We start from the raw sequence: 12,732 nt of genomic DNA on the forward strand, positions 1-12,732 counted from the left end.
TCGTTTATGTGAGTGGCATTATAATATCCTCTAAATATATGGCTAAAAAGCCAAATACAATACTAAGTTAAGTTATTTTTTTTGAAAATTCCAAATTTCCCAGGCTTTTTCTGCCTGCTGTTCGAGCATATAGTAACCATTCACTGTTTTGGCACCTTTTTCAGAGGCATTGATGATGAATTTCGTGTAATTCGGGTTGTAAATCAGGTCAATGATCAGGTGATCGCTGGTGAGTGCTTCGAAAGGGAACTCCAGGCAGTCTTCCACATTGGGGAAAGTTCCTACCGGTGTACACTGAATTATGAGTTTATGCTGTTCCACCATTTCTTTATCAAGATTTTCATAATTGATTTCCGTAGTTCTTGAAACGGTTATGTTAGGAATTTCATGTTTATCAAGAATATACTTGACAGCTTTGGCAGCCCCGCCATTTCCCAGAATGATTGCTGAATTTTGGTGCTGCTTTTTATGGAGCATCAGGGTTTTTTCAAATCCGAATGCATCCGTATTATAGCCTGTTTTTTTACCGTTTTCAATCCGGACACAGTTGACGGCGCCTATTTCACGGGCTTCATCACTCAATTCATCCAGGTAATCAATGATTTTTTCTTTGTATGGAATCGTGACATTGAATCCCAATAGTTCAGGACTGGAAAAAAGATTCTCTATCTCATGGATTTCCGGCAGATCGAAAATGCTATACGAATAGCCTTTCAGCATCAGCTTCTGGAATTTGTCTTCAAAGTACTTTTTTGAAAAGGAATAGGAAATGTTTTTTCCGATAAGCCCTAGTTTTTTATTGGAATCCATGGGATAAAAATAAAAAAAAGACCGGAAAAAACCGGTCTTCATAATGAAATATTTTTTAAATCTTAGTCTACGATGAATTTCGCTGCGAAGGCATCGGTTTTCAGGATGTAATTCCCTTTTACCAGGCCTTTGAGATTGATTTTATTTGAATGTTTAAAAGGATTCTCAATGGTTTCAATCAGTTTTCCTGAGAAATCATAGATCTGTGCTTTTGAGATTCTGTCCAGATTTTCCCCTTTTACAGACAATTCATTGTTTTTTACAGGATTAGGATAGATACTGAAAGCATTTTTATCTTTCGTTGTTTCCGCGGTTCCCAGTGCACTGTAACAGGTCCAGCTCAGATCGTCAATGGAAATTCTCTTTCCTGTTTCGGAATTGATGATTTTGATCACTACGTTTCCGGCAACATTGATGTTGTTAACGGTGGTCGTGGCAGCTGAAGTCCCGAAAGGAATTGTACCCACATTGTTTCCGTTGATCTGTAAGGTAAGATTTCCTGAGGTATCCGAGAAAGGAAGTTTGGTGGTAACCGTTAAAGAGCCGATCCCTCCTGAAATGGTAGAACTTGTAAGGTTCCCGTTTCTGATGGTAATGGCTTTACCGTTGATCGTCTGGTCTGTTCTTGCATCGGTGGCTGTCCAGGTAATATTATTGCCGGTCCAGGTCTGGGTAGCATAAGAAGAGGATGCTGCCGGAATGTTTGAAAAGTCTTCCGTTCCGCAGCTTCCGCCCGGCTGTCCGCCTGCGAGGGTGGTTCCCTGTGCGGTATTGCTTGCCGTAGACGAGTTTCCTGCTGCGTCTTTTGCAATAACATAGAAATTATAAGTAGTGGACGGATTCAATCCGGAAACAGTTGCCGTTGTTCCGGTTACCGTTGTATAGAATGTTCCGTCTTTGTAAATGTCATAACCAGCGACTCCAACGTTATCCGTAGACGCTGTCCAGCTTAACGAAATGGAGTTTGAAGATGGATTGCTCGTCGCTAAATTCGTAGGCGTGGTCGGAGCTTGGGTATCGGCTACCGGTGTTCCCCAGATCTGCGCTACGTATTCTGGATGATCGATATACGGGTTCCGGTTTCCCTGATAGTTATAAGAGGCATTGTTCCTGGCGATTTCGGTGGCGGAAACAGGATCTGCCACATGCCACGCCAGCAGCTGGTTCAGTTCCCAGGTCTGTAATCCCGGAAAAGCGGAACCTCCCAGCATATTGCCCGTTCCGAAACCGGAAAGCTGGGATTCGTATCGGGTCACAAAATACAGGATCATTCTCGCAATATCTCCTTTAAAGGCGTCGATCGGCTCAAAAACCGTCCCCGAATATCCCGGGGAAATGGAGGTTCCTAATTTCGATCCGTTCTGGGAAGTGTACGAGGCGGACCCTACTTTTCCATAAGGGAAGTTGGATCGCATTCCATTTACTTTGGCATCTGTAGGTCTTATAAAATGAATGTCCGAAACCATCGGTGCATTGCTGTTGAATAAACTTTGGGGAACTACGTGTTCCCTGTTGTAGCAAAGTCCTTCCGGTCCGCTGTTTCCACTGCATTGTCCGCTTGGATAATTATAAGTGTAAGGGTCTGTACCGTTTGGGTTTTCGGAATAAAGATCCAGGATGGTGTTGTCATTCTCATAGCCCGGCATGGCGATGTTATCGCGGTCCGTGGTCTGATAGCCGGTCCAGAGACCGTTGTAGCCGTTATCAATATGGCCGTTCGTAATGATCTGTTTAAGTTTGGTTTTTAAAGCCGCTCCGGTAAGGCCTGCCGTTCCGTCGTAATAACCGGTCGGAATCTGCGCAAACGTGCTGGCAAACGCGAAAATCAGCAAATAGGGGAATAGATGTCGTTTCATTTTTAAAAATTGGGGCGTAAAGGTACAAAAAAATGAACACGGAATGTGTTAATTTTTAGTAATATACTCCCTGCTTATTTTTGAAAATACCCATGAAATACCGAATCCGAAAAGGGAAGCGGTAAGGGCCACGATCAGGTAGTTTTTGCCGACGATCTTTACCGGGAAAGGAAGGCTTTCGTTCGCCTTGAAAAATTCGGTGTACTGCTGGAAGTAGCAGAGACCGGTGCCCAGAATCAGCCCGGAAATGATTCCCAATACAACGATCAGGATCCCGGTGTAAAAATACACCTGCCGCAGATGGCTTAACGGGAAACCTAACGAAACGAGAGATTTAGCCTGTTCTTTCTTATCCAGCTGGAGGATAATGATGGCTCCTGCAAGATTGAAGGTCGTAATGAAAATAACCAGCGCAAAAATTAAATAGATAAATAATTTTTCGGTGTTGATCATTTTCCAGAACGCGGCATTCTCCTCCTGCTTGGTTTTGATTTCGATCTGTTGTCCCGAAGGTGTTTTTTCACCCTGAAGGTTGCCGCCGAGTGAGATTGTGAGCTGTTGTTTCACGGCATCGGCGTTTTCAGGATTCTTTAATTTAATGACGATCTGATAAGCGGAATGTTTCGGCAGGCTGAGCAATTCCTCCGTCAGCTCGATCGGGGCAATGATGTAATTGTCCAGCTGGTCCTTGCCGGGGAAAAGCCCGGTGACCAGAATGTCTTTTTTGTTGTAGATGTCTTCTTCCTTATTGATGATCCCGGTTCCCGGCTTCGGCATGAATATCGTGGCATATCCGTTCTCCGTGGCTACCGGAACGGACAGCCGAATGTCCAGCGAATTTTCCATCAGGACTTCATTGGAGTACTTGAATCCCGGATAAACACCGAAGAACACTTCTTTATCGATGGGATTCACTTTGGTATAGGCCGAATCAACACCCCGCAGATAGGCAATGTCGCCTTTGCCGTTGAAGCTGATGTAGACTTTTTCTTCGATCACCCTCGAAAAATGGCTGATCTCCTTGTTGTTTTTCAGAACGGTGGTGATCTGGTCCAGGTCTTTCAAGGTTTTGCCGGAAGTGCTTTTGATGGTCAGGTCGGCGTGTAGGTTGGAGATCAGGTCTTTATTGAGATCCTCAAGGCCCGAAAAAACCGAGATGATGACAAACATTGCCGTTACCGCTACCGTCATGGCACCCACCGCCAACCAGGTAATAAAGGTCACGGCCGTGCTCCCTTTTTTTGACAAAAGGTAACGGGAAGCAATATAAAAAGCAATGTTTTTCAAAATTTACAGAATCGGATTATCGCCTTCGCCTCTCAGTTCGCGCTCCAGTTTTTCCACATCGTCCAGCGTCGTATCCAGGTAAAAGCTGAGATTCGGGATCACACGTACCTGCTTGGCCATTTTCTGGCCGATAAAATTCCGGTACTGCGCCTTGTTTTCCTCGATCTCCTTCATCACGGCCTTGCGGTGCTCCTGCGGGAAGATGCTTAAATAAATCTTGGCAATGCTGAGATCCGGCGTCACCTTTACATCCGAAACCGTTACCAGAATGCTCTGCTTGCTTTCTGATGCCTGCTTGCGGAAAAGCTCTGCGAAATCTTCCTGTATGATCTGGGCTACTTTTCTTTGTCTGTTACTTTCCATAATTTCTGCAAATTTAGTACTTTTGTTTGAATTGCTGCCCCGAAATCCGGCGGCTCTTTCAAAATTACGACTTAATTTATTTTATTCTTTATGAAATTAGAACATATCGGTATTGCCGTACAATCCTTAGGGGTTTCCGACGAACTTTTTGCCAAGCTGCTGGGAAAAGAATCCTATAAAAAAGAATCGGTGGAACGGGAAGGCGTGACCACTTCATTCTATGCCGCCGGCGAAAGCAAAATCGAGCTGCTGGAAGCGAGTCGGGAAGAAAGCCCGATCGCCAAATTCATCAGTAAAAAAGGAGAAGGCATCCATCACCTGGCATTCGGGGTAGACGATATCGCGGCCGAGGTGCAAAGACTGAAAAAAGAAGGCTTTGAATTTATCTCCGAAGAACCCAAAGAAGGTGCTGATAATAAACTCGTTGTCTTCCTTCACCCGAAATCCACCAACGGTGTCCTCATAGAATTGTGCCAAGAAAAACCCTAAATAATTTTGTAGGAACAGAAATTTTGCTATTTTTGCAATCACAAAATTTAACCAAATTTTTGAGGTCCTATAGCTCAGTTGGTTAGAGCACCTGACTCATAATCAGGTGGTCCTTGGTTCGAGCCCAAGTGGGACCACGTTGAAAAGCACTTACAGTTGTAGGTGCTTTTTTGGTTATTAAAGCTGTTTTTTCAATAGATTACTTTATTTACTGAAGTTTGATTTTGTTATCTAAAAAGCATACAATTTGTTTACAACTTTTAAGTTTTTGATTGCATATTAAATCACATATTTTTCATTACTTACGATAAAAAAATTAAAGATGCCATTATTCAAATTTGCTGAAGGTCATAAATACCATTACAAAAGATTATTATGAAGATGAAAATTTTTGCAGAAGTAGTGCAGTTATATACATACATTTTTAGATAGAAATTGAATGCTTTTGACTTTACTAAAGGTATTCAACAAAGTCTCAATGGTGATTCTAATTATCATTGGTTTTTACGTTAAAAAGAGGCTCTATCAAAGTCAAAACTTGAATTTAAACATTGATGAAAAGGTAGAATCAGGTGTATTTTTATGATTTAAAAAAATTCATGATTCAAATGATTGAAATTTTGATAATGTAGCAATAAAAAACGAGGCTGTTTTACTTTTGAGACAGTCTCGTCTTATATAGTAAATATTTAAATCTATTTTTTTTTATCTAAAAAATCATTTATATTTGCATACTATAATTAGCATGGTATGACTTTTGAAGAATTAAGAAGAGTTCAGTTTGAGAAAATAAAAGCAAATATTTGTAAGGGAAGCTTTTATAGTAGCCCTAATGATCTTGTTATAAATGAAGATTCGTTAAATATCTTAAAGTTAATTCCAGATAACTCAATTTCTCTAATTCTCACAGACCCTCCTTATCATTCGACTAAAAAGAATAATATTACTAATGACAAGTCGTTTGCAACTGATGAGCTCTTTATTGACTGGATGTCAAAATTTTTTAAGGAATGGAAAAGGATTTTAAAACCTAATGGTTCTCTATTTATGTATTGCTCGAGTGCAATGTCTGCTAAACTAGAAGTGAAAATGTCTCAAGATTTTAATATATTATCAAATATAGTTTGGACAAAGCCAAATGAACCTGGTTTTGATGGATGGAAAGGTAAAGCAAAAAAAGAATCTTTAAGACAATGGTATCCACACTCTGAGAGAATAATTTTTGCTGAAGTAGCAGAAGAAGGTAATTTAAAGCGTTCAAGTTTTGGTCATTTTTTACGTAATCAGAGAAAAATAGCAGGCCTCTCAGGTAATAAACTCACTGAGATTGTTGGCGCATATGGCAAAGTTAATCATGGGGGGGCAGTTTCTAACTGGGAAGCAGGTAGAAATATTCCTAGTAGAGAACAATATGAAAAAATTAGTAAAGCTCTTTTAGATACAGGGAAAATAAGCTCAATGCCTGTTTATGAGGATGCTATAAGAAAATTTGATGTAAATTCAAATATAGAGTTTACTGATGTATGGAATTTTAGTTCAGTAAGACCTTATAAAGGAAAACATCCAGCTGAAAAACCATTAGATATGCTTGAACATTGTATATTAGCAACTACCTATGAGCACGATATAGTTTTAGATTGCTTTGCTGGCTCAGGTAATACAGCAATTGCAGCTAAAAATTTAAATAGAAAAACTATAAGTATTGACGTAGAAAAACAATGGTGTGATTCTATTATTAATAAGCTTACTAATCATCAATTTTTTCAAATGGTATATGCTGAGAAAATTAGTTAAGAACTTAATACTCAAATCTCTCTTCTAAATTCCTTTCATAAATAGATTTTATCCATCTAAGTGTTTCAGAAATCCCTGAGTCTTTACAAACAACATTACAATGATGATGTCCCCATCCTAAATTGTATGGACGATGATTATATTGTCCAGTCCTAAGTTCTATAATGTGGAAAAGATTGATTTCAGTTACTGTTAAATCAGGAACAAGTCTTCCTTCTGCTTGTGTAAGCCTATTAATGAAACCTTTACCACTAAGTTTTTGTAAACATAGAGGGCAAATAGTGTTTAGGTCTTTATCAATGATTCTATTATTAATAAGTATATCATAGTCCTTTAAATTTCTTTCTTCACATATTTCATTAATATAATTAAGACGTAGCTCTATATCTTCTGAACTCATTCCAGCAGATAAAGCAACCTCATTTGAATCAGTACATAGCCAAAATAAATATTCTAGTTGATATTGTGCGTCGTTAAAAGTCTCTTTACTCGCATACTCATAGACTCTAATTCCTGCACCTTTTAATCCACTTGTATTGTATCCTAAAGTAACTTTTTCGACATCTGCAGAAGTTGTTGAAGGGACTCTGGCAACAAATTCTCCTCCCAAAGGGGATTTTCTACTATTGGGTACATTTAATCCTTTTTCTATAGGATTGTATAAATTCCATTCCCTTCTAGTTTCATAAAAAATTAATGCATTCTCTCCCAGTTTTAATCCTTTGGCTATTAATTCATTATTAATGTCTTCATTATTAAAATAATATTCAGGATTTATTAAAACAATGAAGCCATTCTCAAATGGTTCAATATCGCATTGTTCAGGATTGCATATTTCAAAAAAATTATAGGGAATTAAAACAGTACTATTTCTATTAACTCTATTTTGAAAAATTACATCATCGTCAGCACCTCTTGTCTGGCCTGTTTTATAAATTTTACTTTTTAGAAGTGAAGGAAGGCTGGGTTTTCTTTTTTTAGTCATCAAATAGCTCTTTAACATTTATTTCTAAAGCCATAGCAATTTTTTCAATATTTACCAGAGTTATGTTTTTCTCAGCTCTTTCAATCATTCCAATATAAGTTCTATGTAATTCACTTTTAAAAGAAAGCTCTTCTTGAGATACACCTTTTGCTTTTCTCAATTCGCGTACCTTAGCTCCAAATTTTACTAGAATGTCTTTTTTCAAAATAATTGCTAATTATAGTATGTAAAATTAATATTTGAAAATTTTTTAAACAACATACTATTGTTAGCATTAATAGTGAAATTTAGAAACTTTGATTAGGTTAAAAATCTGTATCAATGAATCTTCAAATTTTAAAGACATCTGTTACACTCATTAATAATTAACTCAAATCAGAAAGGCTATTGTAATTCTCTTTCTTTAAATTGAATAACTATATCATTCTGAATACAAAGTGCTTGAAAGTCCTTTAGTGAAGAAATTGCATGATTTTCATCTATAAATTGTTCTAAAGAGTATTCCTTAAACAACAATTTTCCTCCTTCATCAGTGCTAAAGATGTTGTTATCCTGAAAGAGAATATTTTCCCAATGACCTAAGTTAGTATCTCGCCACCACATCTTTTTATCTATAACTAAAAACAGCTTGGTTTCAGCCTTCTCAACTGTATTAAAGGTTTCAGGCTTTATTTTGCTTGCAGTAGTACCATTTTGTTTTGAAGCATCATAATAACCAGTATCTGTGAGAATGAAAATTGAAAATATTAAATCATCCTTTGGAGCAAATTTGAAGTGGTAAAAATACATACTCAACCAATCCCAAGCCCAGTGGTCTAAATTAACTTTTGTTCCATTTTTAGCATGAGCTGAAAAAACAGGATTGCCCTCCCTAAACTCAAAGTCAAAATGACCTCCTATAAAGGAGACTAAATTTTTTATCCTATCCTGATACTCGAAAAGAAGTCTATAAGCTTTTCTAACATCTATTAATGTATTATTGAGTTCGTTTTGCATATTCAAATAAGTTATTAGTTGAGGTTCTTGTAATAGTAATCTGTGAAAGGTTTTTTAGAGGTGTTATAAGCCTTTCCTGCGTAGAATTAAAACCAATTGTAAACTTAAGAAATTCAAATTGATTGGAGTATATTCTTGGAGATTTAAAATCACCAAACCACTTCATCGTGTAAAACTGATGAAGTTCAAATCCTTTAATAATATCTTCTAAGATTCTTTTCTGAGGTTTAAAAAGCTTCAACTTGAGATTCTCCAGGTTTTGGTAATGGCTAACAATGGACATTAACATATGAGTCCAATTTGTTTTACATATTACAACTTCTTGATTTTTATGAATAATATTAAGCTCAGGACTCTTGTTATATAGCCCTCCTAATTCTATATAATAAAGCAGTTTATTATCATCAGAGAAGTCATTATAATAAGCTATTATCTGGTTTCTTTTCTGTGTAGTAGATTGTTGGTATTTATCCCATCTCTTAGCTTCTATGATTACATCAAACCTTTCAGTTCTTATAAAAACATCTGGTTCTATAAAATTAATGTTGGAAGTACCTTCTGCACTCCAATGTTGCCAAAAGAAAATCTCATCTATAGTAGTGACTTTAGGTAAACCCCCAGTAACTAGAGAGCTATTCAAAATAGACCAAAAAAGTTCATCTGGAAGGTATTTTAAACCATCAAAAGTAAGAGATGTTAAAGAATCTTCTTTTGCTTCTAGCTTTCCTTTTCTTTGGTAGAAATGAGAGATCATGCTTGATTATTTTTGTTTTAAACTTAAGTTAATTTAAAAAATGTTATGATTATTTTTACACTCACTATTCTCAATGTGAGAAAGTAATTTCTAAATTTAAAATTTTAAAAAAAATTCTGCAAAAAATATTGATATTTCGTAATCCTCCTCAGCCCCCCCATCCAATTTTACAGAAAGGAAATACCCCTCCCCATCTTGTAAGAACTCGAAAATTTTCATAGGGGTATTATTAAATCTGAGAACAATTGAAACTCCAATTTCACCTCTTCACTTGTGATAGCACTATGTCACCTTATGAATGTGCTTTCACTGTACCTGCTTATACTGATTTCTACCCATCTCACCCCAACACTGAACCTGGAGCAGTTAAAGTAGATTGTCAACCTTTCTCTTTTACAATGCAACACTCCTGAATAACCCCCACCTATTAGGAGAAAACAGGCATTAGACTTTAAGCCTCAGGTAATAACCAACTATAATTAAACATTGTACAACTTAGCTGTAAAAGTCAATTTTTCGAATATTCAAAATGAAAAATAATCTTGTTTAACATGAAACTAAAATCACTACTAATCACAATCACATTTGTACTGGGAATACTGTTAGCAGTCTTTGGAATTAAATTCTACCAAAAATCAAATATCGAAGGATATAACCTTGTCAACTATCCTGTACAGATAGTTCTACCAGAAGACTACAAAGAAATAACTCCTAAAAGTAATATTCTAGGATATTACAACAAGAGACAGAACAAACTCTACATTGCATTTACTGATGATAAAGAAGATAGTCCAATCAATAAGAACGTAGATTCAACTAGCATTGCAGACCAGAAGTAATGGTGTTTGAGGTTATTCACTATTACACAGTTCCAAGTAATATTGACATTGATAAAGATCTTAAAGGGTATGTTCATCATAGTTACAACTTCTACATTTTTTTGAGTAATTGTGTAATAGCTTGGCAACTTAATATTCATTAAGATTAAAAACAGTTAGATCACACATACAAGCTAAGTGGAACAAGCCTACAAAAAGTGATTTTGGAATTCTGTATGATGCTGCTTTGAGGGAAATTATTCAGAAAAAAGAACTTTTAATGCATCCGAACATTTCACTTATGATTTAAGCTTATTTTGAAGATATTGAGAAAATTCTAAGAGGCTTGTTAGAGAAGGCAAATGAAAAAGCTGAATTATGGTTAATTTTATCAACTTCGGCTTATGCAGATGTTGAAATTCCGGTAGATCTAATAATTGGGGAGATCGGAAATAGGATTGGCTGGTATCTTAGAAATTGGTGTACTAAGAAATATTAGGAAAAGAAAAACAAAATATAGCCCAAACATAACTACTTTGAGAGAAAGTGTTGTTATTTTCTCAACTTATAAGTAAATTAAAACAAAATTTTTAATAAAAAGTTAGTAATTTAATACAAACACACTTGAACCCATTTAAATCCACAGCATTCCGTACAACTTCAATATTTTCATAAATAGCTGATATATAGTAAATATAACTCCATCTAGTGCCACATAAATACACTCTTAAAGATGTTTTACTTACTCAGCAATTTTCTAGCAAATATCATAAGTAGAATTCACTGCATAAGCCAATTCCCTGATAAAAGCATTCATTATCGGATTGGAAGAAAACAGTGTTTGTAGTATCGCAAGCGTTAGTATAAGCCACGGACCATGTTCTGAAGAATAATGCCAATGCTTCTTTTTGTTCTTGTGTTAATTCCTTAACTGCTGAGGTTGTTTCATGTTTTGCTTCTGGTTTTGTTTCTTCTTTGGTGTTAGCAAATGTAAATGTGGAAAGGGCTAATGCGCCCGCAAAAAGTAATTTTTCATAGTTAAAAATTTATGTTAAGATTAAGTTAGTCAAGAAAAGTATTCATCTTCTTCAATCGTTCCGTCATCATTTTCGTCCGGTCGTTTCCGTTGGAATCTACCACTTTTAAATTTCCATTATACATCGACGGGTTTTCGAGGTAGTTTTTCCGTGCTTCCAGAAACTGCTGTTTGGATTTGGTCTTCACATCATTTCCGTAATTCAGGGGCTCAATCGATTCATCGGATTTTTTAATATCGGTGGCGTAGATTTCAATCGTCTTGTTTTTATTGTAGACTTCGAGGATTAATCCGGAAAGGCCTTTAAAACGGAACGGACCTTCGGGGATCGTAATATCGTTGGTGAACCAGGCAAAATAAATGTCGCCTGTATCGGTGGTGGTTTTGGCCAACCGGGTTTTGAAGCCTTTGAGGTCTTTGGTTTCATTCAGGATTTCCCATTTCAGTGGGGGGGTCCTCGTAAGTGAAGATGTATTTGCCCACAGGAAGCAAAACTCATACATTTTCTTTCGTTTTATAAACGCTGCCTACTGATTTCGGATATTTAGGAATGGCTCCTGCGCTTGTAGTAATGGTTTCTTTGGAATTCTGTTGGTAAAATGCCTGCGCTTCCCGGCTGAAATATGCAGATTCTATATTGTTGCACAGAAGGGTAGAAGCATAAATATTAACCTTATGCCGGTTCAGGCTGTCAGAAATCATTTTGGTTTCATAATTCACCTCCATGACCGCTTTATTTTGTGCAAAAACAAACAGCAAATTGGAAATAAATAATCTTGCGAATAAAATCTTCTTCATAATTATTAGCATTAACGATCCCAATAATACGAAAATAAATGAATTCCTCGTGATGGGAACCCGTAATTTACAAACGTTGCGGAATGATTAACCGCCTTTTGTTTATTTTAAACACGTCAATCATTCCACTAAAAACAAATCCGGCTCAACCATCAATTGAGCCGGATTCATATAATTATCCAGATTTACTTAAACTTTATTAATAAGCCGCTCTAGTCTTTCCATCATCTCCTCTTTCTCCTTCAGCATTCTCTCATACAAAGCAATCTTTTCATCATAGAGTTCAACGATTTTATCAATCGGGTTGAAGCTACATTGATAATTCATTGCAGAAGCAATAGCATTATCTTTAAAATCGTGAAAAGTATTTGAAATAATATTAATAGCCTGCTCCTCATCAAAATTATGAAAAGCTTCTACCGGAATCTTCAGGACGTTGGAAATGGCTTTCAGAAGGTGGTCTTCGATGACTTCTTTTTGTTCCAGAAGGGAAATTTTTTTCTGGTTCCAGTCTTCGCCGAGGTCGAAGGCGAGGGCTTCCTGCTTGATGCCGAGCATTTCCCTGAAGCGTTTTACGTTTCTTCCCTGATGTATTTTCTGTTCCATAGCGGTGATCAAAGTTTTAATGGCTTAAAGATAAAGCGATTTGTGTTTATTCGTCGAAGGGTAAAGTTAAAAATTATCCGGTAAAATACCCATTCGTTTAGGGATATTTTATTCCCTGAGTGAATCGATTTTTACGGAGA

General features: G+C 36.7%; 14 protein-coding genes and 1 tRNA gene. 4 read left to right on the forward strand and 11 right to left on the reverse strand.

Translation table 11 applies throughout. The features are described from left to right. Window positions 1-72: 72 nt before the first annotated feature. From ACED20_RS16485 to rbfA, 4 genes are all read right to left on the reverse strand, one after another. Window positions 73-810, reverse strand: coding sequence for a shikimate dehydrogenase (locus tag ACED20_RS16485; RefSeq protein WP_294198560.1), 738 nt, complete (start codon window positions 808-810; stop codon window positions 73-75). A gap of 62 nt (window positions 811-872) precedes the next feature. Further along, window positions 873-2,666 carry an endonuclease gene (locus ACED20_RS16490; protein ID WP_378105798.1) on the reverse strand — a complete coding sequence of 598 codons (1,794 nt, stop codon included), beginning with the start codon at window positions 2,664-2,666 and terminating at the stop codon, window positions 873-875. 48 nt (window positions 2,667-2,714) lie between these two features. After that, complete coding sequence (locus ACED20_RS16495; RefSeq protein WP_378105800.1) at window positions 2,715-3,953, reverse strand: ABC transporter permease; 1,239 nt, start codon at window positions 3,951-3,953, stop codon at window positions 2,715-2,717. A 3-nt stretch (window positions 3,954-3,956) separates the two neighbouring features. Next, window positions 3,957-4,316 carry a 30S ribosome-binding factor RbfA gene (rbfA, locus tag ACED20_RS16500; protein ID WP_378105802.1) on the reverse strand — a complete coding sequence of 120 codons (360 nt, stop codon included), beginning with the start codon at window positions 4,314-4,316 and terminating at the stop codon, window positions 3,957-3,959. A gap of 90 nt (window positions 4,317-4,406) precedes the next feature. Between rbfA and mce the strand changes: the two genes are divergently transcribed. The 3 genes from mce (at window position 4,407) to ACED20_RS16515 (ending at window position 6,599) form a co-directional block, all read left to right on the forward strand. Further along, window positions 4,407-4,805, forward strand: coding sequence for a methylmalonyl-CoA epimerase (mce, locus tag ACED20_RS16505; RefSeq protein ID WP_378105804.1), 399 nt, complete (start codon window positions 4,407-4,409; stop codon window positions 4,803-4,805). 63 nt (window positions 4,806-4,868) lie between these two features. After that, window positions 4,869-4,942 (forward strand) — tRNA-Ile (locus ACED20_RS16510). 613 nt (window positions 4,943-5,555) lie between these two features. Further along, the gene (locus ACED20_RS16515) at window positions 5,556-6,599 is read left to right on the forward strand and encodes a DNA methyltransferase (protein WP_378105806.1); all 1,044 of its coding nucleotides are present in this window, start codon (window positions 5,556-5,558) and stop codon (window positions 6,597-6,599) included. 4 nt (window positions 6,600-6,603) lie between these two features. Here the strand turns inward: ACED20_RS16515 and ACED20_RS16520 are convergent, their stop codons facing one another. The 4 genes from ACED20_RS16520 to ACED20_RS16535 all read right to left on the reverse strand — a co-directional run bounded on the left by ACED20_RS16520 (window position 6,604) and on the right by ACED20_RS16535 (window position 9,334). Then, window positions 6,604-7,584 carry a BstXI family restriction endonuclease gene (locus ACED20_RS16520; RefSeq protein WP_378105808.1) on the reverse strand — a complete coding sequence of 327 codons (981 nt, stop codon included), beginning with the start codon at window positions 7,582-7,584 and terminating at the stop codon, window positions 6,604-6,606. Beyond that, entirely contained in the window at window positions 7,577-7,789 is a 213-nt protein-coding gene (locus tag ACED20_RS16525) for a helix-turn-helix domain-containing protein (protein ID WP_378105810.1), read from the reverse strand. The genes ACED20_RS16520 and ACED20_RS16525 overlap by 8 nt, the downstream gene beginning before the upstream one ends. Window positions 7,790-7,968: 179 nt before the next feature. Continuing rightward, window positions 7,969-8,580 carry a hypothetical protein gene (locus ACED20_RS16530; RefSeq protein WP_378105812.1) on the reverse strand — a complete coding sequence of 204 codons (612 nt, stop codon included), beginning with the start codon at window positions 8,578-8,580 and terminating at the stop codon, window positions 7,969-7,971. After that, window positions 8,561-9,334 carry a hypothetical protein gene (locus ACED20_RS16535; protein WP_378105814.1) on the reverse strand — a complete coding sequence of 258 codons (774 nt, stop codon included), beginning with the start codon at window positions 9,332-9,334 and terminating at the stop codon, window positions 8,561-8,563. Before ACED20_RS16535 ends, ACED20_RS16530 begins: the two co-directional genes overlap by 20 nt. 551 nt (window positions 9,335-9,885) lie before the next feature. On the opposite strand from ACED20_RS16535, the gene ACED20_RS16540 reads away from it, so the two are divergent. After that, window positions 9,886-10,173, forward strand: a complete 288-nt coding sequence (locus ACED20_RS16540; RefSeq protein ID WP_378105816.1) for a hypothetical protein — start codon at window positions 9,886-9,888, stop codon at window positions 10,171-10,173. 1,041 nt (window positions 10,174-11,214) lie between these two features. Here ACED20_RS16540 and ACED20_RS16545 read toward each other — a convergent pair. The 3 genes from ACED20_RS16545 to ACED20_RS16555 form a co-directional block, all read right to left on the reverse strand. Further along, window positions 11,215-11,691, reverse strand: coding sequence for a GLPGLI family protein (locus ACED20_RS16545; protein ID WP_378105818.1), 477 nt, complete (start codon window positions 11,689-11,691; stop codon window positions 11,215-11,217). Beyond that, entirely contained in the window at window positions 11,684-11,986 is a 303-nt protein-coding gene (locus tag ACED20_RS16550; protein ID WP_378105820.1) for a hypothetical protein, read from the reverse strand. Before ACED20_RS16550 ends, ACED20_RS16545 begins: the two co-directional genes overlap by 8 nt. Window positions 11,987-12,175: 189 nt before the next feature. After that, complete coding sequence (locus ACED20_RS16555) at window positions 12,176-12,592, reverse strand: helix-turn-helix domain-containing protein (RefSeq protein WP_378105822.1); 417 nt, start codon at window positions 12,590-12,592, stop codon at window positions 12,176-12,178. Window positions 12,593-12,732 lie beyond the last annotated feature (140 nt).

Source organism: Chryseobacterium sp. sg2396 (assembly GCF_042610505.1).
GTDB lineage: Bacteria > Bacteroidota > Bacteroidia > Flavobacteriales > Weeksellaceae > Chryseobacterium.

What these genes read in the sequence shown, in the direction of transcription:
- ACED20_RS16485 (WP_294198560.1), bottom strand. Translation starts at nt 810, where the DNA reads ATGGATTCCAATAAAAAACTAGGGCTTATCGGAAAAAACATTTCCTAT.
- ACED20_RS16490 (WP_378105798.1), bottom strand. Translation starts at nt 2,666, where the DNA reads ATGAAACGACATCTATTCCCCTATTTGCTGATTTTCGCGTTTGCCAGC.
- rbfA (WP_378105802.1), bottom strand. Translation starts at nt 4,316, where the DNA reads ATGGAAAGTAACAGACAAAGAAAAGTAGCCCAGATCATACAGGAAGAT.
- mce (WP_378105804.1), top strand. Translation starts at nt 4,407, where the DNA reads ATGAAATTAGAACATATCGGTATTGCCGTACAATCCTTAGGGGTTTCC.
- ACED20_RS16515 (WP_378105806.1), top strand. Translation starts at nt 5,556, where the DNA reads ATGACTTTTGAAGAATTAAGAAGAGTTCAGTTTGAGAAAATAAAAGCA.
- ACED20_RS16520 (WP_378105808.1), bottom strand. Translation starts at nt 7,584, where the DNA reads ATGACTAAAAAAAGAAAACCCAGCCTTCCTTCACTTCTAAAAAGTAAA.
- ACED20_RS16530 (WP_378105812.1), bottom strand. Translation starts at nt 8,580, where the DNA reads ATGCAAAACGAACTCAATAATACATTAATAGATGTTAGAAAAGCTTAT.
- ACED20_RS16535 (WP_378105814.1), bottom strand. Translation starts at nt 9,334, where the DNA reads ATGATCTCTCATTTCTACCAAAGAAAAGGAAAGCTAGAAGCAAAAGAA.
- ACED20_RS16540 (WP_378105816.1), top strand. Translation starts at nt 9,886, where the DNA reads ATGAAACTAAAATCACTACTAATCACAATCACATTTGTACTGGGAATA.
- ACED20_RS16545 (WP_378105818.1), bottom strand. Translation starts at nt 11,691, where the DNA reads ATGTATGAGTTTTGCTTCCTGTGGGCAAATACATCTTCACTTACGAGG.
- ACED20_RS16550 (WP_378105820.1), bottom strand. Translation starts at nt 11,986, where the DNA reads ATGAAGAAGATTTTATTCGCAAGATTATTTATTTCCAATTTGCTGTTT.
- ACED20_RS16555 (WP_378105822.1), bottom strand. Translation starts at nt 12,592, where the DNA reads ATGGAACAGAAAATACATCAGGGAAGAAACGTAAAACGCTTCAGGGAA.